Below are 23,307 nucleotides of genomic sequence, written 5' to 3'. Positions count from 1 at the left end.
CGTAAATGATCTTAGGAATGAGTATTCAGGAGGAAAAATTATGCCAAAGAAAATTGATATTATGGATGGAAATACGGCGGCAGCTTACATTTCTTATGCCTTTACCGAAGTAGCCGGAATTTATCCAATCACCCCATCCTCCCAGATGGCAGAGCTGGTGGACGAATGGGCTGCCAAAGGGAAAAAGAACATTTTCGGCAGAACAGTAGATGTTGTGGAAATGCAGTCTGAGGGTGGAGCAGCAGGTACTGTCCACGGCTCGCTGCAGTCAGGAGCCCTCACTACTACATATACTGCATCTCAAGGACTTCTTCTTATGATCCCCAACATGTACAAAATCGCAGGAGAACTTCTGCCTGGTGTGTTTCACGTTTCAGCCAGAACACTATCCGTCCATGCATTATCCATTTTCGGAGATCATTCCGATGTTATGGGATGTCGAATGACAGGTTTCGCAATGCTTGCCTCCTCCTCCCCGCAAGAGGTTATGGATATGGGAGCAGTAGCTCATCTGGCAGCCATCAGGGGACGGGTTCCATTCCTGCATTTCTTCGATGGTTTCAGAACTTCACATGAGGTTCAGAAAATCGATGCACTGGATTATCAGGATCTGAGACCTTTGGTCGATTATGAGGCTATCAAAGCTTTCAGAAAAAATTCTTTGAATCCGGAGCATCCAGCTACACGTGGCACCACTGTAAGCCCCGATATCTTCTTCCAATCAAGAGAATCCAGCAACGACTACATAGAACGGCTTCCTGCAGTTGTAGAAGATTACATGGGAGAAATTAATAAGCTGACCGGAAGAAATTATCAACTTTTCGACTATTATGGAGTTCCCGATGCAGAACATATCATCATAGCCATGGGTTCAGTAAGTGATACCATTAAGGATACCGTCGACTACCTGAATAAAAAGGGAAAAAAAGTCGGTGCCATCAATGTTCACTTGTATAGACCGTTCTCAAGCTCCCATTTCCTTGCTGCAGTTCCGAAGACAGTAAAAAAGATTGCTGTCCTCGATCGGACAAAAGAGCCCGGAGGACTTGGAGAGCCCTTATATCAGGATGTATGCACCGTTTATTATAAGGAGAATATTCCAATGAGCGTTGTCGGCGGGCGTTATGGTTTGTCTTCCAAAGATACGACTCCCTCACAGATCGTCGCTGTGTTTGAAAACCTGGAATCTGAGATATCGAAAAACAATTTCACAATTGGTATTAACGACGATGTATTTGATTCATCACTCACAGTTCAGGATGAGATCAACATTCTTCCTGACGACTTGATCAGCTGTAAAATCTGGGGGCTTGGTTCAGACGGTACTGTCGGCGCCAATAAAAATTCCACAAAGATCATCGGGGAAACAACAGACAAATATATCCAGACTTATTTTGTATATGATTCAAAAAAATCCGGGGGCTTAACACAATCCCACCTGCGCTTTGGAAAAAATCCGATCCGTGCTCCGTATTTGGTCAGTGATGCAAATTTTGTGGCGGTTCATAATCCTTCTTATGTGGATAAATATGATCTGGTTAAGGATCTAAAGCCGGGAGGGATCTTCCTCCTGAATTTTGCCGGAGGAATTAGAGAACTGGAAGCTGCGCTCCCCTCGTCCATGAAGAAAGCGCTCGCACATAAGAATGCACAGTTTTATGTTATTGACGCGATCTCCATTGCTAAGGATCTAGGCTTGGGCGGAAGAATCAACACAATCCTGCAGGCATCATTTTTCAAGCTGATAGATGTCATACCCCTTGAGCTTGCGGTCAGCGAAATGAAACAGGCAATATACAAGACCTACTATACAAAAAAAGGGCAGAAGGTTGTTGATATGAACTATGCTTCCATCGACCGGGGCATTGATTCCCTCAGTAAAGTCAATATTCCAGCAGAGTGGGCAAATCTGAATGTGACCGAAAATGAAAGGACAGATGTACCAGACTTCATTAGAGAAGTCGTCATTCCGATGAATCGCCAGGAAGGCGACAGCATTCCGGTTTCAACCATTAGAAAGTACAATCTCAATGACGGTACATGGCATGCAGGAACCACGAAGTATGAAAAAAGAGGCGCCGCTGTTGACGTTCCAGAATGGAAGATCGATCAGTGCATCCAGTGTAACCAGTGCTCCTACGTCTGCCCCCATGCTTCCATCAGGCCGGTTCTTCTCACAGAAAAAGAAAGCGGCAGCGCACCGTCCGGATTCGTGACGAAAAAAGCCATAGGAAAGGGACTTGAAGCATATCAATACAGACTTCAGGTATCTCCATATGACTGTACCGGATGCGGAAGCTGCGCTCAGGTTTGCCCAGCAAAAGAAAAGGCTCTGGAAATGAAACCGCTGGCATCACAATTGGAACAAGCAGAACACTGGCTCTTTGCAGTGAATGAAGTCACGATTAAAAAGGATGCTTTCAGTGATCAAACAGTAAAAGCTTCCCAGTTTGCTCTGCCGCTCTTTGAATTTTCCGGTGCCTGTGCAGGCTGCGGAGAAACGCCGTACATCAAACTGGCGACCCAGCTGTTTGGTGAAAGAATGTTTATCACAAATGCATCTGGCTGTTCCTCGGCTTACGGTGGATCGACACCCGCCACCCCATATACAATCAACAAAGCTAACGGCTGCGGGCCTGCATGGGCGATGTCCCTTTTTGAAGATAACGCCGAATATGCCTATGGTTTCCTTCTTGGTCATGAAGCAATCCAAAAGGAGCTCATCGAGAAAATTGAACAGCTCCTGAACGTAGAAACCATTCAATCCCAGGCAGCTTGCTACCTCCAGGAATTTGATCATTCCTCTACGTCAAAGGACGCCGCTGCTGCATTAATTGCCTCCTTGAGCCAGTTTGTACCTCAAAACGAAGATGAGAAGGAAATGAAAGAATTCGTTATCCAGAACCAGGAATTCCTAACTAAGAAATCATTCTGGGCTTTCGGCGGGGACGGATGGGCTTACGATATCGGTTTCGGCGGTCTGGACCACGTACTTGCATCAGGACGGAATATCAACATGTTGGTTCTTGATACGGAAGTTTACTCAAATACAGGCGGACAGTCATCTAAGTCAACTGCTACCGGTGCAATTGCCAAGTTTGCTGCAGCAGGCAAGAAAATTAAGAAGAAAGATCTGGGAATGATGGCAATCAGCTACGGCTATATCTATGTAGCCCAGGTTGCAATGGGATGTGACCAGGCCCAGACCCTCAAGGCAATGAGAGAAGCCGAAGCATTTCCTGGCCCATCTCTCATCATCGCTTACTCTCCTTGCATTGAACATGGCTTGAAATCGGGTATGAACAAGAGTCAAGACGAAATGAAAAAAGCAGTAGCGGCAGGATACTGGCACTTATATCGTTACAATCCTGCATTGAAAGAGCAAGGAAAGAATCCATTTGTCTTAGACTCAAAAGAACCCACCGGTGATATCAAGGAGTTTCTCAGAGGCGAGAATCGCTACGCATCACTGGAACTGGCTTTCCCGGAAAAAGCAAAGGAACTCATGGATAAGGCTGTTCTTGATGCGAAGGAAAGATATGAAAGCTACAAAAATCTGGCACAAATCTGATATGGATGTTATATTTTTCTTAAACTTGGAACGATTGATTTAGGAATGTAATTGTTTTAGAAGCAATAAAGACAATCTTCTGAAGCGTGTTGCTCAAAAGAACATATTCGGAACCAAAATGCGCTCTGTGATCAAAGATGCCAACAGCGAAGGAACCAAGAATGTGGTTGCGCAGCAATTCGAGATTGGCAAGCAGATCATTGAAGCCGGACTGGTTCCAATCATAGAACCCGGGGTGGATATTCGCAGACTTCGAAGCATCCATCTCATAATGGCTTCCCCCCTCCCCGTCTAATCGGGGAGCGCCTGCAAATTAAGCGAGTCTAATTACAGATTGGTCATCCATACAGTAGCGCATCTGGCCCTCTTTTGAGAAAAAGTCAGATGCGCTATTTATATTGCTGCAAAAATCATCCAATGGTCTGATGCAATCCCCTATATTGCTGAGGTATTCCAACCTGGTTAGCCCTTGGAATATCTGCGTCTGTATTCCTTCGGCGTCATTCCGACATTTCTTTTAAATACGGAGATGAAGTGACTTTGAGAGTAATAAGACAGGGAATTGCTGATTTCAGTAAAAGAATCTTTGGAATAGACCAGAAGATTCTGGGCGGTTTCGATTTTCTGCTGTGCGATAAAAGACGTGATGGTCTGTCCGGTTTCCGCGCGAAACAAGCTGGAGATGTATTTGGGTGTAAGATGAATCTCCCTGGCCAGCATCTCCAGCGTAATTTTACGATGGATATTTTTACTGATAAAATCAATGCATCTTGCAATCACGTTCGGATATTCCGGTTTTTTCAGCGTCTGGAGCTTTGCAACCCGTTCCGTAAAGTCCACCGCCATTTTCTCATTTAAACGATTCAGTTCATAGAGGGTTCTGCACTTCTCCATCTGTTTGATATAGACATCACTCAGTGTAAATGCAGCCTCCTCTTCCAGTCCCCCTTCGATGGCGTACCGGGTAATCAGGGTGGTATTTGCGATACTTCCGTAAAAAAGCTGTTTCATGGGACTATGATAATTGGACATATTTCCGTATTTGATTTGAGGCAGCGTTCTATAGATGAATTCCAGTTTTTTCACATTGCCCTCTTTCACACAGTCTAAGACTGCAAGTTCGTGACGATACGGGGTATGTAATTGTAGATCCTGTAAATTTTCACTAAGCTCATGAAAAAAAGTACCATCAACTTGTAGAGTTGAAAATGGGAAGCTGCTGATTTCATCCACATCAGATACCTGACCGTTCAGCAAAAGCATCAGAATACGAAGGGAAGCTCGGAAGAAGGCCAGAGATACCACCGGCAGATGATCCACAATGGATTCCAAGTCCTTGGCGCTGAGCTTTTCAGCAAAAGATAGGGTCCTCATTTCCATCACATGATAAAAACCGGATAGCAGCATGGGGCCTCCAAATAGATAAAAGGTCTTGTGCTGGCGTTCCAAGGCGAATACATAATACAGTTCCTGCCCATAACACATAATATCAAGCTGCGGACGTTTGACATAACCCAGCAAGCTGCCAACATAGGACGCAAGCAGTTCCTTGTGATCAGCTGAAAACCCCGAAACGAAGCAATTGATCAGGTTCCTCTCACTGTCAAAAATCCACAAAGGAATTCTGTTGCTATCATAGAGTGCCTCTAGCATGGCACGTTCATATGAAGATAACATCGCAAAACCTCCAGATCTGTATTAAGAAACGCTGATTCATTCTGCGCCCACTTCCGATTGGCTAATTTTATAGAAATCAGTGAATCCTCTGTTTATATTAAAAATAAAATTGCGATAATGTCAAGAAATTATAATATAAATAGGGAAATTATAATATTTCGCTTTCTTGTTCGAGTCTATAATGAAGCTGATAGGATGCATAGGAGGCGAGCATTATGCCAAAAGACAGTTTACAGGGGGAATGTAATATGGGAAAGAACAGTCCAGACCGAACGTGTGATATACAAAAGAACAGTTCAAACAGAAAGGGTACGATTCCAAAGAATCGCTTATCCAAACGAGAGAAACTAGCATATGGCGTCGGCGACATGGGCAACAACATTGCCTATGGTGCGGTAGGCTTTTATTTTGTGTTCTTTCTTACCGATGTGGCCGGCGTTTCACCCCTTTGGGCAGGCTACATCTTTATGATTGTCCGTATTTGGAATGCTTTCAGTGATCTGATTATAGGCATCATATCCGACCATGCGCGGACTCGCTTTGGTAGGAGAAGACCGTTTCTGCTGGGTGGCGCCATTCCGCTTGGCTTCTGCTTTGCGCTCCTCTGGATTGTTCCCTTTCAAACGAACACCAGGTTGGTCATCTACTACACGATAGCAGGCTTCTTATTCAACACCTTGTATTCCCTTGTCTCAATCCCCTACAATGCACTGTTACCGGAGCTGTCACAGGACTATGACGAAAGAACCAGTATCTCTGGATATAAAATGGCGTTTTCCTTTGTCGGTTCCTTATTGTCTGCTATGGGAGTGACGTTAATTGTTGATACGTTTTATCCAGGGAAAAGCATGTATTCAGAAAGCTTTCCGGTAATGGGGAGAATCCTTGCCTTATTCATTGCAATCTGTATCCTTCTGGCCTTTGCCGGCACGAGGGAGCGGGCTTTGTTAAAGCCTTCGGAACGGCAGGCAAGCATCCGGGGCAATTTAACGTCTCTCCTGAGACTAAAAGAATTCAGGCTGGTGCTCGGTGTTTTCATCTTTAACATGGTATCCTTCGACATCACCATGGCACTTTATATTTATTTCATGAAATATGTACTGAAGATCTCCGATAGCATGAGCTATATCTTTATGGCCATTCCTCTTGTGGCCGCCGTACTCGTGACACCCTTGTGGGTAACCATCAGTAATCGGCTTGGCAAGCAAAAAACATACATCATATCGGTTCTCTACTACCTGATCCCACTGGCATCCTGCATGCTCATTCCGGCAGAGAATATTCCGGTTACAGTGGCAGTCACGATTCTAATCGGAATTGGCATGTCTGCTTCTCAAGTATTGATCTTCTCCATTCTCCCTGATGTGGTGGAGGTGGATGAACATAAAACCGGTGTACGAAGAGAGGGAATCATCTATGGTTCTACCATGCTTCTCTATAAAATCAGCTCTGCCGTAATCGTTGCGTTTGTCACTGCAGCACTGGGATGGTTTGGCTATGCGGAAAGCTCCGGCAATATCGTTGTCCAGCAATCTACTGCGGCGATCTTCGGAATACGGTTCCTCATGAGCTTTATACCCGCACTTTGTCTGATTGTGTCCGTATTATTTATTAGAAAACTCTCCTTAGGTAAAGACCGCTTTAACGACATGAAAAAGACAATGAACGTGGATCAGAAAAATGAGTAGAATCTTTGAGAAATTCATGGATGAAAATACGCTGTTTTGAGCAGAAGGAGAACAAACGAAGTGCATCATTCTGCTCTTTCGTTCGGCTTTGACCCAGGATGGAGGCTATTATGAAATCAATGATTACAGACAAGAACTTATACAGACAAAAAGCGAAAGAGCTGGTTGCGCAGATGACACTATCGGAAAAAGCAGGCCTGTGCTCCGGCAGTGACTGCTGGAATCTAAAGGAGCTGGAACGTTTAGGACTCCCATCCATAACAATGATGGATGGCCCCCATGGCCTCAGAAAGCAAATCGGCGTTACGGATAATTTAGGAATCGGAGACAGCGTTCCTTCTGTTTGCTTTCCCACAGCCAGTGCCCTTGCCTGCAGCTTTGACCGCGAGCTCGCCTGCAGCGTGGGGAGAGCCATGGGTGAGGAGTGTGTTCAGGAAGAGGTAGCCGTTATTCTCGGTCCCGGCGTCAATCAGAAAAGAAGTCCCCTCTGCGGACGAAATTTTGAATACTTCAGCGAAGATCCTATTCTTTCGGGTGAACTTGCAGCTAGTATGATACAGGGAATCCAGAGCACCGGAACCGGTGCCTCTTTAAAACACTTTGCAGTCAACAATCAGGAAAAAAGAAGGATGTCTGTCAATGCGGTGGTTGATGAACGAACCCTAAGGGAGACCTATCTGAGAGCCTTTGAAATTGCCGTAAAAAAGGGGAAACCATATACGGTTATGTGCTCCTATAACCGGCTGAACGGAACGTATTGCAGTGAAAACAAATATCTTATGACAGATATCCTGAGAGAAGAATGGGGTTTTGACGGCGTCGTTGTCTCTGATTGGGGCGCTGTACATGACAGGGTTCTTGGGATCAAGGCAGGACTCGATATTGAAATGCCTGGGAACCAAGGTTTTAATGACCGGAAGCTCGTAGCTGCTATTGTGAAAACGGGGCCTTCAAAAGGGCATCTGAGTCAGACAACTGAAAATCAGAAACCGTCTCTGGAAGGCCTGAGTCCGACAACTGAAAATCAGAAACTGTCTCTAGAAGACCTGAACAGGGCAGCAGAAAGAGTGAGCGAGCTGATCCTGAGAAGTATGTCCGAGAAGAAAACAGACGGGGGTTGTGATCTGGAGAAGCACCATCAACTGGCAATTCGTGCGGCGGAGCAATCCTCTGTCTTGCTAAAAAATGATGAGAATTTACTTCCGGGAAATAAGAACCAAAAGGCTGCTGTTATTGGCGCCTTTGCAAAAACACCGCGATATCAAGGGGCAGGAAGCTCAAAGATTAATCCGATCAAGATTGAAACTCCCTGGGATGCTTTTATGGAATCCGGCCTGAATGCTGAATATTCTCCGGGGTACTCTTTGCTATGGAACAAATCAAAAGGTTCTTTTTTGAAGCAGACGCAAATCAAAGAAGGCGCTAACAAACGAAGCAAAGAGAACACCTTCAGACAAAGCGAACAGGACGCGTTTATCCAGAATGCCTGCGCGGCAGCCGCAGGAAAGGACATTGTGTATCTGTTTGCCGGATTACCTGAGGGTTATGAATCAGAGGGCTTCGACAGGACGGATATGCACCTGCCTGAGGAACAGAACCGATTAATTGAAGCAGTCAGTGCCTGTAACCCCAATGTTGTTGTGATCCTTATGGGCGGCGCTCCCATGGAGCTGCCCTGGATTGGAAAGGTCAAGTCGGTGCTTCTTGCTTATCTTGGAGGGGAGGGTGTGGGCAAGGCAGTAGTGAATCTGCTCCTTGGCATCGAGGTTCCCTGTGGAAAGCTTGCGGAAACCTGGCCCCTCAAGCTGGAGGATTGCCCTTCCTACCATTATTTTCCCGGCGGAAGACTTACTGTGGAGCATAGAGAAAGCATCTATGTAGGATACCGTTACTATGAAAAGGCTGAAAGGCCGGTATTATTTCCCTTTGGCCATGGTCTTTCCTATGTGGATTTCACCTATTCCAATCTGGAAACAGACCGGAAGACCTGCCGTTTTGGAGAAATGCTGAACCTGACATTTTCCGTTACAAATCAAGGCAACCGAGCTGCACGGGAAACTGTCCTTATCTTTGCTGTGCACGAAAATGAAGTGGTTTTTTTACCAAAGAAGGAATTGAAGGAATTCGTTAAAATCCATCTCAATCCCGGAGAAACAAAACAGATTTCCATCGCGCTTGATACTGCTGTTTTCGGATATTACAACACTCTCATCAAGGATTGGTATGCCCCCAGCGGTACCTATCAGATTTTGATTGGTCCATCTTCAAAGGGCTGCCCACTTACAGCAGAAATACATATGAGGAGCCCCAATCTGCCACAGCCAGATCTCCGCCAAAGAGCACCTTCTTACTATCGATTGCCCAAGAATGAAATGATCATTCCAACCCAGGAGTTCGAAGCATTGTATGGAAGGACCCTCCCCATCGGGGATAACCGGGTATCAAGACCATATACCATGGAGCATACCATAGAAGACATCCGCCATACTGCAATCGGCAAGATTATGAATTGGTATGCAGACCGGCTTGCCCGAGAGGCGGCAAGAGCAGAAGAAGGTCAGGAAGGTATGATGGCTGCCACCTTTAAGGAAATGCCTTTCTTTTCTATCGTTGCCTCAGATGAAAAGATCATCTCTGAGCGCATGATGGAAGGCATTCTTGATTTGCTCAACGGGCATAACATCAGAGGGCTTTGGAAACTGCTGAACAAGGAATGACCGCTCATTCCTTGTTTCTTTTACATCCGTTTTCTATTTTTCATTCTTTGGTTTTGTCCCTTCCTCTCCCTCACCCGCCAAACGGCCACTGCAAGCAACAGACAACTTCCCAAGATCACCTGTCCTGAGAATTGCGCTGCGTACCAATTGCCAATGGAAATTCCGTCAGAGAGTTGATGCGTAGCCCATGCCCCCATTGCAGCTCCGGCAATGAAAAAGAATATGATTCCGTAATAATGCATCCATCTGGTTCTCATGGCTTTATCCCCTTTGAACACATGATGATACAAGCATTGTGTACCGCTCCTCAGGTTGCCGGTGCACATTGTTGACACAAAAGCATTTCCGTTTACATACCGAAAGCTCCCCATTTGCAGCGCGCTGACAAAGGAGATCAATGTGTTTGCGGGAGTGTCCATGGAACCGACAGGAAGAAATGCTGCAATGATCAGGGCTGAAATTTCAATGATAAGTACAATCTGCCTCCAGTCGGCTCTCTGAAATAGGCTGTCTTTATTCCGAATCAGCTCTGCCATTAAAATTCCCACAGCAAATGCCATAATTGGGATCAGATAATTTGCAGCCTCTGCAATTTTGCCATCCATTATTTTGATCCCGAGCAGAACGATATTTCCCGTCTGGGCATTTGCAAAGACCTCACCCCTGACAAGATAGGTATAAGCATCCATATAACCGCCTGAAATTGCCAATATCGCTGCCACATGGAACGACTCTGAGATATGCCTGTCCCGATTTTGTTTTTTATTCGCTCTGCGTTTTTCTATCTTCATTTCTTATGCTTTCTCTATTGTTGATTTCCCCTACTACATGATCGGTGAAGTAAGCAGCGGATTTTGATTCAAAATTTGTACCAAAACATTGAGTCCTTTTATCAGCTGCGCATCATCCTTTACCGAGCCCAGCGAAACTCTCACAGCGTTTGGAGGCAGCTGGCTGCCAACATAAAACTTATATGCGGATATCACTCTGACACGATTCATCAAAGCTGTATTCTCAAAGTCTGCACAAGACCAGCCTTCCGGAAGGTTAAGCCATAAAAACACACTGTTTTCAGCAGCCTGAAAAGAAAAGCCATCCAGTGCATCTTTTGCAAGCTGAAGTCTGCGGGCGATTACTTGCCTTTTCTTTCTGATCATTTCTTCGGCTGTCCCGCTCTCAATGATCCTCGTAACAAGCTCAGCACTTATGGTTGGAGCCATCCATACTGTATTGGTAACAGTCTGCGTAAATTTGTGCAAAAATCGCTTTGGAACAACAGCATAAGCAATCCTGAGGCCCGGGAAGAAGACTTTTGAAATGCCGCAGATAAAGATTCCATGATCCGGTACAAGGGCGCTCAGTGCTGTCCGGTCTTTCAGGTTTGTAAAATTATAGATGTCATCTTCAATCGATATCAATCCATATTTCAGTATTATTTCCGCAATGGCCCGCTTTCTCTGTGCTGACATCACCGTCGCAGTGGGGTTTTGCATATTCGGCATCAGATAGATCCCTTTTATGTGGTGCTTTTTGCACATGCTTTCGAGACTATCTGGAATCATCCCTTCTGAATCCATAGCGATGGGCTCCAGCTTCATGTGACTCAGCTGGGCTGCATTCTTAAATCCGGTGAAGGTTAGTGCATCCACTGCAATTCTATCCCCCGGTTCGAAAAGTCCAAGAAGGCAGCAGTTCATCGCATGCATGGCTCCCGCACAGATTACAATTCGATCGGGATCAGCATCAATCCCATATTGCCGAATCCAACCCGCCGCCGCCGCTCTATGTCTTGGAAGACCCTGGCTCGGTACATAGTCAAGCAGAGAATCCAGCGTTGGATCATCCGCAACGGCTTTTAGCAGCTTTGACGGTTCATAACCATTCACTTTTATGGAACCCACCAGACCAAGCTCGATGATTTCCTCATCATTTTGCAGAATTTCCGGTAAGGCACTGTTGTTTTTATTTTGATGCAGCACAAAGGTTCCGCTTCCGATGGCACCTGAAATGAGCCCTCTCTTCTGTGCTTCATGATATGCTCTCGAAATCGTAGTAAGATTCACTCCGATTGTCTTGGCAAGGGATCTCTGCGGAGGCATTTTTTCATCTGGCTTAAGAATTCCAAGATGAATGTCTCGTTCTATTGCATCTGCGATTGCTATATAGAGAATTTTGTCAGTATCAATTATTTTCGGATTCCACATGAGCCAACCCCTCTGTACGAAATGTATGACAAACAATGTTCTATTGACTTCCCCATCATTATCGCTATAATTAGGTAAATACAGTAATTTTGATTAACGTATCAATGTAATCCAATGATTAGCTCAACTGATCAAGTCATACAATTACTATACATCATCACTATAAGTCATACAATATATTTTAATGTTTTAGATACTTTTTATATTTCAAAGGGGAATTTTATTATGATACAATGGAAACAATTTTTTATACGTCTTCTTCGGCTGCTCCTTGGGCTTCTCCTATATGCAGTTGGAATCGTGGTCACATTGAACGCCCGCATCGGATACGCTCCCTGGGATGTCTTCCATGTAGGATTCGCAAAAACCACAGGAATCAGCATCGGTACCGCTTCCATTATAGCAGGAGCAGTCATAGGTATTGTGGCAGTACTGCTTGGAGAGAAACTTGGACTTGGAACTATTTTGAATATGGTGCTGATTGGGGTTTTTCTCGACCTGATTCTCCGCCTTTCTATCATACCGCAGGCCAGCAACTTTGTACTAGGAACCATCATGTTGATCATAGGATTATTTATCATAGCTCTTGCATCCTATTTTTATATAGGATCAGCCTTTGGAGCAGGCCCCAGGGACAGTCTGATGGTTGCTCTGACCCGTAAGACAAAGCTGTCCGTAGGAGTCTGCCGAGGAACCATCGAACTTCTTGCGGTATTAGCAGGTTGGATGCTTGGCGGCATGGTTGGTTTTGGAACCATACTATCCGCTTTTGCCATTGGTTTTTGTGTCCAGACAACGTTTAAGCTTCTAAAATTCGATGCAGCAGAAATACAACATGAGACCTTTGTCCAGACATATAAACAATTTACCAAGAGTAAAGAGTGCCAATTATCTGATGCCGAGGGGAACAATGAGCCAACCATTTGTGACCAAGCAAAACAATGAGCTGACGATCCAAGGTCAAGCAAAAAGAGCCATCCTCTATTTTGTTGCTCAAATTGCTCCTGCTATGCTGCTGCTAAGTCCATCCAGATATTCCTCGAGGCATTTTCCCTCTTTCATGATTGCCGCAGCTGCATCTTTTCCCACATACCGGTAATGCCATGGCTCATAGCCAATGCCTGTAATCTCGGATTTTTCCGACGGGTATCTCAGAATGAAACCATATTTGTGACAATTCTCCATGAGCCAGCGCTGTTCCGCAGTGCTCTCCTGTTTTTTATCCAGCACCTGATAACTCTTTGCGACAATATCAACTGCCAACCCGATTTGATGTTCGCTAGTACCCGGTATTGCAACCCATTTTCCCGCTTCCGCTGCAGCATCTGCTTCTGAATATCCCCGTTTCCTGTACTGATTCACCTGATTGTTATAAAGCGTTGTCTGCTTTTCATTGGTTCGATAGGAGGAGCAGATATAGGGAGATAGTCCCGCGGCACGGGCATCATCCATCATCGCTTGCAGCTCCGGATACGCCCTTTCGTCGATTGCCTGTCCGTTTTTCAGTTGAACCAATTGAATAGGATTGTTCTCCTTGATCGGATGTGTCTTATTCACCAATACTAGATTCCAAGCGTCTGTATTTTCAGTTTTCGGTGTCTTTGCCGACTGAATCGGGCCAGAACTGGTTTGCCCGGTCGTTATCGCAGTCTGGTTGGTTTTCACGGTGATATACTGACTGTCATTTGATTCTGCCAATGCCCTTCCACTCAGAAATGCTGTAACACACATTACAATAAGTATGATGCCCAACGGGGTTTTTCTCCAGTTCTTGTTCTTTCTGATACTGCTGGATCTGCCTTGTTGTCCTGGTTTCGTTTGTCTCATTTTACGATGTCCTCCTTTGTACGGCAAAGAGTTCTCCCTCTGCTCTCCACGATCATTTTTCATGAGAGAAACCGATCGTTTCCTCCATAAAAAACAACCCTTTTGTAACTTCATGTTACTAAAGGGTTGTATCAGAGATTGTACAAAATCCCATCTTATTTGCATCATATGAAATTATTTAATCCATGGAAGGTGCGATCTGGATTCCATATTGATTTTTATCATTAACTTGAACAAAGTAGTAACCCATTGGCCTGGTCGTAATATAGTGTTGATTGGAATCCAATTTTTTTTTCTGTGTTAAGGCGTCCTCGATTTCTAGATAGTTTGCGAACAGTTCCGCGTAATCCTTATTCGGAGTAAATTTAAAATCCTCTTTTGCCAAGATCTGATACTCAAGAATCCGCTTCGTTTCGCTATCCATCATGATGTTCATCCACTGATCATCAAAGGATAACCCGATATTCCAAATTTCCGTGTTCCTGCTTGGATCATCAATATCGGTATAGGATTAGGCAGCGAATGCAACGCTCTGCACCTGGTTGATTTCAACAGGGGGAAACAGATTCATTTCCTTGAGCTTTTCCAGCTCAATTATGGCAGGCTCTGCGAAATTCTGGCGATCTTCCTTTTCATAGATCTTTAGATCCTGTTCCACCATGATGATATTATCACTTCCTGCTTTGTAGTTGGAAATCAAAGCAATTTTGTCTGCCATGCTCAGCTCTGATCTGGCAATATCTTTTGTATCGGTCAATTGAAGCGTTACTACTTTTCCAAAAATCATTTGATCCTTTGCTTTGGAGACAGCCGGAGGCGCAAAAACTACAATTAAGAGGAAAACAAATAGCAGCAGAGAGATGGAGAATGTCTGAATCCGTATCATATCTTCTTTGCCTCCCTCAGCATTATGGTTACGCAAGTACCTTTTCCCGGACTGCTTGCAAACTCCATCTTTGCATGATGCATTCTAACAATATCGGCGCAGATGGCAAGTCCAAGTCCTGCTCCACCCTGAGCTCTGGCCCTTGACTTGTCCACCATGTAAAAAGCTTCGGTGATTTTCGAAAGCTCGGATTCCTCCATCCCTTTTCCGGTGTCCTCCACTGAAATCCGATATTCATCTTTGCACCATTTGCCGGAAAATACAATTTTACCGCCATGATCCATAGATTTTCTTGCGTTATCCACCAGATTCATGCAGACCGTTTTCATCAAATCCGGTTCGATCTGCAAAACAGCATCCTCTGCAAAGCTGATCAATTCTATGTTTTCCTCCTTCAGGGCAGGATACATAATCCCACCGATTTCATCAAAATAGTCCGTTGCATAGACCCTCTTCATCGTAAAGTCCTGCTTTTGCAGTACGATCATTTCCAGCAGCTTCATGGAAAGAGACTCAAGCCTCTTTCCCTCTTTAAAAATATAGTCTGCCGATAAAATAATCTGCTCCTGATCCATTTTTTTGGATCGCAGCATATCCGCATATCCGATCATCGAAGTGAGCGGTGTTTTCAATTCATGGGCAAAGCTGCCAATGAAATCCTCCTGCCTCCGTGTGGCATCTTTTAATTCCTCCACTGTTTGTTCCAATTTGACAGCCATTTTATTAAAATCTTTTGAAAGCTTGCCAATTTCATCCCTGCTTAGAAGCTTGACCCGCTGATCAAAATGACCGTTTGCAATCTGTCTCGTTGCCCGGGAAAGGTATTTCAATGGTTTTGTCAGCCAGCGAGTCACCAGAAAGACAACAGCTCCGCATGTCATGATCATTGTCAGTACAAGATAGTTAAAGCGCCTGTACTGTTCTGAACGGTTTTCAAATAAGAACGTGATGTTCCGAAAGTTTTCAAGATACAAGGTTTCCTTTTGGAAGATCAGCGGACTTGCAGTATGCAGGAAATAATCATGACCCAACTTCACAATTTCATATCCTTTTTTATCAGAAGATAATCGACTTAACATTTGATTATCAATATCAAGTGTGCTGCTGCTGAAAATTGAGCGAAAAGAATCATCATTTAATCGAAAAGGGATGTTTCCTTTTGAAGTATTGATGGTTACGGATTGCGCAATCTTCTCAATGATTTGTTTTTCAGCCACAACCAGTTCATAGTACTTTTCTGAATGATACGGCATTGTATACTCCGTTTTGAATTCCTGTTTCAAGGCATAACACAGGATATCATTTTCTTCAAACGAAGCACTGATTTCACGGCTTAGCGAAGAACGAAATTGAGAATCGATCATGAAGTAACTGCCAATACTGAATGTTACTGAGGAAATTATAATAGTGCTGAAGAAAATTTTCCAGAAAAAATTCATATGCTACCCTTCCAGCCTGTAGCCAATTTTATAAACAGCAACCAGCTTATCTTCTCCCATTTAATTTTTTTACGAAGACGCTGTACATGCAGATCAACCGTTCTGCTGTCGCCCATATCTTCATCACCCCAAATTCGTTCGTAGATCCGATCTCTGAATAAAGCGATATTTTTATTTCGTACAAATAAAAGCAAAAGTTCGTACTCTTTATTGGTAAGGTTTATGATCTCTTCATTCTTTTTCACGATCCGGGAAAGCGTGTCAATGGAGATATCATGGAGGTTCAAATATTTTGCATTTTTGTTATAGCGCCTGAGTACGGTTTCAACTCTTGCCAGCAGCTCTATGATCTCGAAGGGTTTTGTCAAATAATCCTCAGCTCCCAGCCTAAGTCCTTTTACAATATCCTCCACGGTTGACTTCGCCGTCAGAAAAATCACTGGAATCTCCATTGTCTTAATATATTCAAGCAGTTCATAGCCATCCATCTTTGGAAGCATAATATCCAGCAGGATCAGATCAAAGCGCTCTTTCTCGATGAGATCAGATGCTTGAAGACCATCATATGCGCATATGCAGCGATATCCCGCATCATTCAGATTGATCCTGATCAGATTTGATATGGCCGCATCATCTTCTACAATCAGTATTTTGTTCATTAAAATGCCCCCTTTGATTTTTTATCTCATATCGTGTATGCAGCAGGCAAAGCTGCCCCATCTCCTATCCTACATCAAATATGTTTCAAAGTTGCATCTTTCTTTCACAATTATCTATTTGACAAACAATATATCTATTTAATTCAAGTATTTGTTATAATACTTTTAAAAAGGTAACTCAGCTGAATATCCAAATTGGATCATTGTATAGCCGGAATATGACGATCCACATACCAGATAAAGCAAAGGGTGTAAAAATGATAACCAACGAATCGATCAATCGTGCAATTGACTATATCTTAAATCATATCAATGAAAATATGTCTGTTGATGAGATTGCCTCTCATTGCAATTTTTCGAGATTTTACTTTTCCAGAATGTTCAAAATGGAAACTGGAGAAAGCATTTATGAATTTATCACGCGGGTGAGAATGGAACAAAGTGCATTTCGGCTGAAGGTTGAAAGACGCAGAAGCATTACCGATATCAGCTGTGATTATGGTTACAGCTCATCAAACTACAGCTCTGCTTTTAGACAGCACCATAAGCTATCACCAATGGAATTTCGTCGCAGTATCAAGCAAAACTCTTTAGTCAACCCAATCTATAAGACAGGGAACATCGGTTTGGAGTCATTTGAGGTCTGTAATAAAAAAATCTCACTAACAGTGCTTCAGGATTTTCCTGTTATCTATGAACGGTTTAAAGGAAATTACGGAGATTTATCATTTCACTGGGGGGCTTTTCAAGAAAAATACAAGGAATACATCACTGAGGAAACGTTACTGGTTGAACGTACATATGATGACCCTTCCATTACCAATATAAACGAATGCCTCTATGATATCTGTTTGAGTGCCCCAAAAGGTTATCCAATGGAAAACACCTATGTGCTGAAGGGTGGAAAATTTGCTGTTTATCATTTTAAAGGTTTCGTAACGCAGATATATACATCTTATCAAAGTATTTTCAATGTGTGGCTACCTCAGAGTAACTGTCAAATCGACGATCGGTACGGATTCGAAATTTACAGAAAAATAAACTGCGACTCAATGTACATGGAAATTGATCTTTATATTCCAATCAAATAGAGCACAAAAGCAGAAGTTTTTTCCTTATCATCCCTTTATTCTGTAATGGTATAGACATTAGATTATGGGGAGGAAATGAAAATGAACTTAGAGAGGATTCAAAACAATAAAATCAAAACAATTTTGCAGTTTTCCATACCATCAATTATCGCGATGGTACTGACTTCACTGATTACGGTTGCTGATGGTTATTTTATCGGCAATTATGTTGGAAAAGAAGGCCTTGCGGCGATTAATCTCGGACTGCCCATCATCTATTTATACCTAGCAACGGGTCTCATGGTGTCGGTAGGCGGCGTAGCAATTGCCGGAATGGCTCTTGGCAGTAAGGATATCGAAAAGTGCAACCGTGTTTTTAATCAGACGATGTGTACCGCAATGGTTTCAACCATACTGCTGAGCATCGTCATGCTGCCCCTTCTTAATTCAATGCTTTCTATCTTGAATGTGAACACACAGGTGGCAGGATATTTTAAAGGCTATTATGGTATTATGCTGCTGGAGCTTCCGATTATGGTAATCAATACGTCCTTCGGTATGTTTATCCGGGGTGAGGGAAAACCACAGTACTTTATGCAGGTCAACATTATAAATGTTCTGCTTAATATTTTGCTAGATTATATCTTTATCCGCTGGTTTGGCTTTGGGATAAAGGGTATTGCTATTGCATCATTGCTTTCAGCATTTGTTGCGCTATTATGCATTCTCTACTTTTTCACCAGAAAGTCAAGTATTTACAAATTTCATAAATTCACGTTTTCGAGTCAGGTGCTTTCCAGCACACTCCTCAATGGCAGCTCGGAATTTGTTGGCGAAATGTCAATGAGCATTTCTATGTTTGCTTATAACTACGTAATTTTAAGAGTTGTCGGTGTTGACGGTGTAACTGCATTTACCATCGTGGGTTATATTGCCTATATCTTCAGCATGGTGATGATCGGCTTTGGCCAAGGTGCAAGCCCGCTCATCAGTTTTTCATATGGTGCGAAAGAACATTTACTTGCTGCTAGCCTGCGTAAGGCAACTAACCTCATGGTGCTGCTTGTGGGAGCAGTCGTGCTTTTTCTAGTATTGTTTGGATCTGAGTGGTACAGCAATCTGTTTGTTAAAAGCGATCTAGTGATTCAGATGGTGCGCTCTGGCGTAATAATCTATTCAGTTTCATTCCTGTTTTCAGGAATGAATATTATCTCATCTTTTTATTTTACATCGATCGGAAAGGCGAAAGAATCAGCAATCATATCTTCCGCACGTGGTTTCGTCATTTTGTTAATTTGTATTTTTACGTTACCATCACTTTTTGGCATGGCAGGAGTATGGCTTGTTGCACCCCTTACAGAAGCAATAACCTTACTTTTGAGTTTGTATTTTATAAATACAGAAAGTCGAAACTGAAGTTTGCCCTGAATACCTATCCTGGCGCGCGTTCTCAGTATGGTAATACAGGAATAATTAAAAGTACAAATGCTGGCGAATATCAAATCCTGACTTTTGAAATTCCGAACAAAGAAAATCAATGCGAACAGGCGTAATTTTAATCATGTACATGGTGGTCGGCAGCCGTTTCATATTCTCAACAGGAATTTTTCGAAACGCGAGCAAATCCAGGTATTCATCCGTCCATGGTTCTACAATCTCCGCGATTCCGGAGACTTGCATCCCGCCTAATTGACCAAAACCAGCAAAGCTGTCAAAGATGGCAAGGCACACATTTTTGTTGTTCTCCAGTGCATGAAACTTTAATCCTCCCTCGGAAAGCAGCCAAAATTTCCGATCCTTATAATTATATTCGATGGGGGTACAGCGAACAAAATCGCCGCAGCCCGTGGCCAAGGCACAGGTATTATGTGCCAAAATGAATGTTTCCATCTTGGACAAGATCATTTCAGGGTCCATATGGACCCCCTTTTCATCCTTTTCGATCCAGTAGGTAGCCGCTTTCTGATAATCCATAAAATCACCCCTCTCAGATTTTACTCATCCATTCCAAAACAGGCATGAGATTCTCTTCCTTAACACCGTCAAACCCGTTTTGGATTCATAAACAATTACCATTTAGACCTCATCTCCATTTCGTTTCCAATGATTGGCAACAACTACATTATACGTGGAAAAAGAGGAAAGTAAACCCTTTAGGAGTACTTTCCTCTAAACTCAAATGTCAAAATCCCATTCTCTGACTCTTTGAGCAGTCTCTTCTTCTGATAAGTCCTCAATTCTGGACAGAATGATCCCTTAATACTGGATCGAATTCAACAGTTCATTAAAATAATTGGGTTGTTGTGTATGATAAAGGTTGTACCAAGCGTCTAATGTCTTTTCAGAAAACACATCCAGTGCCTTTAAGACATGAGCAGAAAATTCCAGCGAGGCTGTTACGGATGCTGTGATCAGCTTTCCATCCGTTACGGCAGGGACCTGCTCGTAGTACTGCTCTCCTCCATAATTCGGGCAGATCATCTTAAGATATTCCAGGTCATTGCTTGTATGAGGCCTTGAATCCAGTAATCCTTTCCGTGCAAGACCGAACGTTGCACCGCAAATGGCGGCTACAAGAGTTCCCTTCTCCAGACACTGTTCTATTCTTGACAAGACAGGATCATGAACGGTTTCAGTCCACGTGTCACCTCCGGGTAAAATCAAGGCATCTGCGTTCTCAAAACCGCACTCATCCAGTGCAGCATCCGGCAATATTTTCAGGCCTCCATTGTTGTGACAGGTTTCTTTTGTATTCCTACTGTAACGATTTTAGTTGGTTCTAAGCCTTTTCTATAGAACCTTCCCGAATTTAGTTCTGCGGTCAAATAACCGATCTCCCAATCTGCCATAGTATCGAATACATATAGATATACATTATTTTGACTCATACCGAATCCTCCTTTTTCATACTTCAAGTAAGATCTCTCCAATTTGATCTGATATCGTTTTAGCACAAATAAGTCTTGTTCTTTCACTTGAAAACAGTAATAACGATGTTTATCATCATAATATAATAGCTTCCCTGACAACTACTGTCAGGGAAGCTATTATATTTGATAATATTCCATTAATTCGGCGGCCACAGAACGGAGTCTTTCCTTGAAACTCTGCGGCTCAATCACTTGAACAGCCTTTCCTTAAGCGAAAAGAAAATATGGCACATATGCATGAAGCACTTTCTCATCAAGTAAGAAGATCGCTTGATTTGGCGCGCGTTCTTTCAGATGATGGCCTAAGAACCAATGAATACACAAATCATCCAAAGTCTCCGATCGGCCACCGATGGTCAAAGAAACCACCTCCGCCTTACGTTCAAAGCCCGGCAGAAGATTTTGTAATAAAAACTCTTTGGCAGAAAAATCCTTGGGCCTTTGAAACACCATTTTTGTCGGCTGAATGCGAAGGATCCGTTCAGCCCGGAAGCTCCTGATTTCCCTTCGAAGATGGCAATATCCAACGGTATACCATTTGTTGTTCCAATAGAACATTCCGTATGGGTCAATCAATCTTAACCTGGGCTGTTCCTCTCGGCCTGTGCGATACTCGATTTCGACGGAATGCTCATTTGCCACAGCATGCTCCAGTTCTTTCACCACCTGTTTTACAGCCTGGGGAATATCACGGTTTAACACCTCGAAGCCGGCTAAGTGACGATTGAGGATGCTTTCCTGCTCCCTATTTGTATAAAGCTTCAGCTTTTGTGCTGCACTGTTTAACGATTCACTGAAAGGGTATCCTGCCTCACTTGCAAATACCGCCGCATGAAGCAGTGCCTTTTGTTCTTCAAGATCAAAAACCAAAGGTGCCTGAATGAAATTGTTCAACAAATGATATCCGCCGTTCTGTCCGGTATCGGAAACAATTGGAACTCCGCTCGCGCAGAGCGAATCAATATAACGGTAAACTGTTCGTATATTGATCTCTAGTTTTTCTGCAATTTGCTTCGCGGTAATTTTGCTGCCAGAATGAAGCATCCATAAAATTGCCAGCATGTTATCGTTTTTTGCCATTGCTATTCCCAGGTTTTCCAGATCTCAGCTTCATAACCAACCGTCGCTTTATTACCATTCCGAACAACCGGCGTTCTGATTACTTTTGGATTATCAAGAATTTTTTCACCCTGATCTTCTTCCCTGAGATACTTAATCAGCCCCAACAGCTGCTTATCTTTACAGCCAGGATCAATGAGATTGTCATATCCCCCCACCGCTTGTTTCACACTATTGAGTTCCCCTCTGCTCATGCCTTTTTGAAGAAGGTCAAAGAGTTGATATTTGACCCCCCGTTCTTTGAAATATCGTTCCGCCTTCTTTGTGTCGAAGCATTTCGACTTTCCAAATATTTGTATATTCATCAGTAATTCCTCCATACCTATACACGTTCAAGCTTCCGGCTGTGAAGTTTCGTCTTCCTGTAAAGAGCTGCGATCCAGTCACTTGCAATCATGACTACGATTGTAACAGTTACTGTTTTTATAATTCCAAATTGATTATAGTCCGTTCCAATGGCGATCCATCCAATCAGAATCCATTGAATGAAGTAGATTTCTGTGACATTTACACTCCACCGGGACAGAATTGTTTGTAATAATTCCGGTATGGATCTGTTTAGGAAAAATACGATTCCAATCAGAAGAAAGGCACAGGAGCCAAAGACGATATTTCCAAGAAGCAAATGATGATAAAATGACGCATCGGTTTCCCATCCATAATCAATTTCAAAATACCAACACAGCAAAACGATCGCGGAAAAAGCCACTGTTGAGACCAGAACAGTAACGGTAAAAAGCCGTTTCTTGCCTTCTACATCCTGTTTAATCAGGTAATGGCCGAACAGGTATCCCGCAACGGGATAAAAAATCCAAGTTAGGAATGGGAAACTCGATAACTCGCTGGTTCCCCACAGCAGGCCGGATAATGCTGCAAGAAAAAATTTTGAATTATGGTAGTTCATGATATTGGAGTAATAAAATCCATAATTGACCAAGAAGAAATTCACTAACGCAAATGCACTAAGCACTGCAACATAAGCAGCAGATTTGAATTTCATTTTTTTTGTTAATCCAAAGAATAGGAATGTAAGTCCTGCAAACTGCAAGATATCGATACGAAACAGTTCAACCATCATATCGGAAAGCCATTCGTCATCTCCTGTCAGTTGCCACGAAACCAGCATTGGCAAGAATCCTCTCATCAAATTCAACAAGTACCCCGCGCCCACCAGCAGCAATCCACGCATGACGAGAAGACGCGGTTCAGATTTTCTTGAATAAATGATCCCCACTCCAAGCAGAATCATAAATACTGTTGCAGAGGTGAAGCTTCCAAGGAATTCGACCATGATCCCGTAAGCGGCCTCTTCGGCAACACTGCTGTTTGCGAACGTTTCAAGACAATGCACTGCGATCATGAAAAGGATAGCCAAACCTTTTGCATAGTCCAGCTCCTTTTGCCTGCCTCCATTGATTCTTTCTTCCATAGCAAAGCTCCCCTTTGGGTTAGATTCTTAATCCACAATTTGAACTCGGTTTTCTGTTTTAAATTGTTTGGCAAATCAGTATTAGATTTTA

15 protein-coding genes and 5 pseudogenes are annotated in these 23,307 nt (G+C 43.3%); 7 read left to right on the top strand and 13 right to left on the bottom strand.

The window, feature by feature from the left end:
- Positions 1 to 40: 40 nt before the first annotated feature.
- Together nifJ and FRZ06_00195 are read left to right on the top strand one after the other, a co-directional pair.
- The gene (gene nifJ, locus FRZ06_00200) at positions 41 to 3,571 is read left to right on the top strand and encodes a pyruvate:ferredoxin (flavodoxin) oxidoreductase (GenBank protein QOX61885.1); all 3,531 of its coding nucleotides are present in this window, start codon (positions 41 to 43) and stop codon (positions 3,569 to 3,571) included.
- 64 nt (positions 3,572 to 3,635) lie between these two features.
- Positions 3,636 to 3,815 (top strand): annotated as a pseudogene (locus tag FRZ06_00195) (class I fructose-bisphosphate aldolase).
- 218 nt (positions 3,816 to 4,033) lie between these two features.
- Here FRZ06_00195 and FRZ06_00190 read toward each other — a convergent pair.
- Positions 4,034 to 5,248, bottom strand: a complete 1,215-nt coding sequence (locus tag FRZ06_00190) for a helix-turn-helix domain-containing protein (protein QOX61884.1) — start codon at positions 5,246 to 5,248, stop codon at positions 4,034 to 4,036.
- Positions 5,249 to 5,463: 215 nt separating this feature from the next.
- On the opposite strand from FRZ06_00190, the gene FRZ06_00185 reads away from it, so the two are divergent.
- Positions 5,464 to 6,936 (top strand): MFS transporter, encoded by a 1,473-nt coding sequence (locus tag FRZ06_00185; GenBank protein ID QOX61883.1) that lies wholly within the window; start codon positions 5,464 to 5,466, stop codon positions 6,934 to 6,936.
- 98 nt (positions 6,937 to 7,034) lie between these two features.
- Positions 7,035 to 9,653: a glycosyl hydrolase gene (locus FRZ06_00180; GenBank protein ID QOX61882.1), complete on the top strand. Its 2,619-nt coding sequence runs from the start codon at positions 7,035 to 7,037 to the stop codon at positions 9,651 to 9,653.
- Positions 9,654 to 9,673: 20 nt separating this feature from the next.
- Here the strand turns inward: FRZ06_00180 and FRZ06_00175 are convergent, their stop codons facing one another.
- Positions 9,674 to 10,444 (bottom strand): DUF1275 domain-containing protein, encoded by a 771-nt coding sequence (locus tag FRZ06_00175; protein QOX61881.1) that lies wholly within the window; start codon positions 10,442 to 10,444, stop codon positions 9,674 to 9,676.
- Positions 10,445 to 10,477: 33 nt separating this feature from the next.
- Positions 10,478 to 11,857 carry a PLP-dependent aminotransferase family protein gene (locus tag FRZ06_00170; protein ID QOX61880.1) on the bottom strand — a complete coding sequence of 460 codons (1,380 nt, stop codon included), beginning with the start codon at positions 11,855 to 11,857 and terminating at the stop codon, positions 10,478 to 10,480.
- A 225-nt stretch (positions 11,858 to 12,082) separates the two neighbouring features.
- On the opposite strand from FRZ06_00170, the pseudogene FRZ06_00165 reads away from it, so the two are divergent.
- Positions 12,083 to 12,718: pseudogene (locus FRZ06_00165) on the top strand (hypothetical protein).
- Between the two features lie 132 nt (positions 12,719 to 12,850).
- On the opposite strand, the gene FRZ06_00160 reads toward FRZ06_00165, so the two are convergent.
- The 5 genes and pseudogenes from FRZ06_00160 to FRZ06_00140 form a co-directional block, all read right to left on the bottom strand.
- Positions 12,851 to 13,684 (bottom strand): M15 family metallopeptidase, encoded by an 834-nt coding sequence (locus tag FRZ06_00160; GenBank protein ID QOX61879.1) that lies wholly within the window; start codon positions 13,682 to 13,684, stop codon positions 12,851 to 12,853.
- A 178-nt stretch (positions 13,685 to 13,862) separates the two neighbouring features.
- Positions 13,863 to 14,111, bottom strand: a complete 249-nt coding sequence (locus FRZ06_00155; GenBank protein QOX61878.1) for a hypothetical protein — start codon at positions 14,109 to 14,111, stop codon at positions 13,863 to 13,865.
- Between the two features lie 84 nt (positions 14,112 to 14,195).
- Positions 14,196 to 14,570 carry a hypothetical protein gene (locus FRZ06_00150; GenBank protein ID QOX61877.1) on the bottom strand — a complete coding sequence of 125 codons (375 nt, stop codon included), beginning with the start codon at positions 14,568 to 14,570 and terminating at the stop codon, positions 14,196 to 14,198.
- Positions 14,567 to 16,009: a HAMP domain-containing histidine kinase gene (locus tag FRZ06_00145; protein QOX61876.1), complete on the bottom strand. Its 1,443-nt coding sequence runs from the start codon at positions 16,007 to 16,009 to the stop codon at positions 14,567 to 14,569. The genes FRZ06_00150 and FRZ06_00145 overlap by 4 nt, the downstream gene beginning before the upstream one ends.
- A gap of 3 nt (positions 16,010 to 16,012) precedes the next feature.
- Positions 16,013 to 16,668: pseudogene (locus FRZ06_00140) on the bottom strand (response regulator transcription factor).
- 257 nt (positions 16,669 to 16,925) lie between these two features.
- On the opposite strand from FRZ06_00140, the gene FRZ06_00135 reads away from it, so the two are divergent.
- Together FRZ06_00135 and FRZ06_00130 are read left to right on the top strand one after the other, a co-directional pair.
- Positions 16,926 to 17,759 (top strand): AraC family transcriptional regulator, encoded by an 834-nt coding sequence (locus tag FRZ06_00135; GenBank protein ID QOX61875.1) that lies wholly within the window; start codon positions 16,926 to 16,928, stop codon positions 17,757 to 17,759.
- Positions 17,760 to 17,840: 81 nt separating this feature from the next.
- Entirely contained in the window at positions 17,841 to 19,154 is a 1,314-nt protein-coding gene (locus FRZ06_00130; protein QOX61874.1) for an MATE family efflux transporter, read from the top strand.
- Positions 19,155 to 19,211: 57 nt separating this feature from the next.
- Here FRZ06_00130 and FRZ06_00125 read toward each other — a convergent pair whose 3' ends face one another.
- The 5 genes and pseudogenes from FRZ06_00125 to FRZ06_00105 all read right to left on the bottom strand — a co-directional run bounded on the left by FRZ06_00125 (position 19,212) and on the right by FRZ06_00105 (position 23,216).
- Positions 19,212 to 19,712 carry a pyridoxamine 5'-phosphate oxidase family protein gene (locus FRZ06_00125; protein QOX61873.1) on the bottom strand — a complete coding sequence of 167 codons (501 nt, stop codon included), beginning with the start codon at positions 19,710 to 19,712 and terminating at the stop codon, positions 19,212 to 19,214.
- Between the two features lie 282 nt (positions 19,713 to 19,994).
- Positions 19,995 to 20,626: pseudogene (locus tag FRZ06_00120) on the bottom strand (glutamine amidotransferase).
- 159 nt (positions 20,627 to 20,785) lie between these two features.
- Positions 20,786 to 21,748: pseudogene (locus FRZ06_00115) on the bottom strand (WYL domain-containing protein).
- A 2-nt stretch (positions 21,749 to 21,750) separates the two neighbouring features.
- Complete coding sequence (locus tag FRZ06_00110; GenBank protein QOX61872.1) at positions 21,751 to 22,092, bottom strand: ArsC family transcriptional regulator; 342 nt, start codon at positions 22,090 to 22,092, stop codon at positions 21,751 to 21,753.
- Positions 22,093 to 22,109: 17 nt separating this feature from the next.
- Positions 22,110 to 23,216, bottom strand: coding sequence for a DUF1624 domain-containing protein (locus FRZ06_00105; GenBank protein QOX61871.1), 1,107 nt, complete (start codon positions 23,214 to 23,216; stop codon positions 22,110 to 22,112).
- Positions 23,217 to 23,307 lie beyond the last annotated feature (91 nt).

Source organism: Clostridiales bacterium (assembly GCA_015243575.1).
Lineage (GTDB): Bacteria > Bacillota > Clostridia > Peptostreptococcales > Anaerovoracaceae > Anoxybacterium > Anoxybacterium hadale.
This window is presented reverse-complemented; position numbering and strand designations above follow the sequence as displayed.

What these genes read in the sequence shown, in the direction of transcription:
- nifJ (QOX61885.1), top strand. Translation starts at nt 41, where the DNA reads ATGCCAAAGAAAATTGATATTATGGATGGAAATACGGCGGCAGCTTAC.
- FRZ06_00190 (QOX61884.1), bottom strand. Translation starts at nt 5,248, where the DNA reads ATGTTATCTTCATATGAACGTGCCATGCTAGAGGCACTCTATGATAGC.
- FRZ06_00185 (QOX61883.1), top strand. Translation starts at nt 5,464, where the DNA reads ATGCCAAAAGACAGTTTACAGGGGGAATGTAATATGGGAAAGAACAGT.
- FRZ06_00180 (QOX61882.1), top strand. Translation starts at nt 7,035, where the DNA reads ATGGAGGCTATTATGAAATCAATGATTACAGACAAGAACTTATACAGA.
- FRZ06_00175 (QOX61881.1), bottom strand. Translation starts at nt 10,444, where the DNA reads ATGAAGATAGAAAAACGCAGAGCGAATAAAAAACAAAATCGGGACAGG.
- FRZ06_00170 (QOX61880.1), bottom strand. Translation starts at nt 11,857, where the DNA reads ATGTGGAATCCGAAAATAATTGATACTGACAAAATTCTCTATATAGCA.
- FRZ06_00160 (QOX61879.1), bottom strand. Translation starts at nt 13,684, where the DNA reads ATGAGACAAACGAAACCAGGACAACAAGGCAGATCCAGCAGTATCAGA.
- FRZ06_00155 (QOX61878.1), bottom strand. Translation starts at nt 14,111, where the DNA reads ATGATGGATAGCGAAACGAAGCGGATTCTTGAGTATCAGATCTTGGCA.
- FRZ06_00150 (QOX61877.1), bottom strand. Translation starts at nt 14,570, where the DNA reads ATGATACGGATTCAGACATTCTCCATCTCTCTGCTGCTATTTGTTTTC.
- FRZ06_00145 (QOX61876.1), bottom strand. Translation starts at nt 16,009, where the DNA reads ATGAATTTTTTCTGGAAAATTTTCTTCAGCACTATTATAATTTCCTCA.
- FRZ06_00135 (QOX61875.1), top strand. Translation starts at nt 16,926, where the DNA reads ATGATAACCAACGAATCGATCAATCGTGCAATTGACTATATCTTAAAT.
- FRZ06_00130 (QOX61874.1), top strand. Translation starts at nt 17,841, where the DNA reads ATGAACTTAGAGAGGATTCAAAACAATAAAATCAAAACAATTTTGCAG.
- FRZ06_00125 (QOX61873.1), bottom strand. Translation starts at nt 19,712, where the DNA reads ATGGATTATCAGAAAGCGGCTACCTACTGGATCGAAAAGGATGAAAAG.
- FRZ06_00110 (QOX61872.1), bottom strand. Translation starts at nt 22,092, where the DNA reads ATGAATATACAAATATTTGGAAAGTCGAAATGCTTCGACACAAAGAAG.
- FRZ06_00105 (QOX61871.1), bottom strand. Translation starts at nt 23,216, where the DNA reads ATGGAAGAAAGAATCAATGGAGGCAGGCAAAAGGAGCTGGACTATGCA.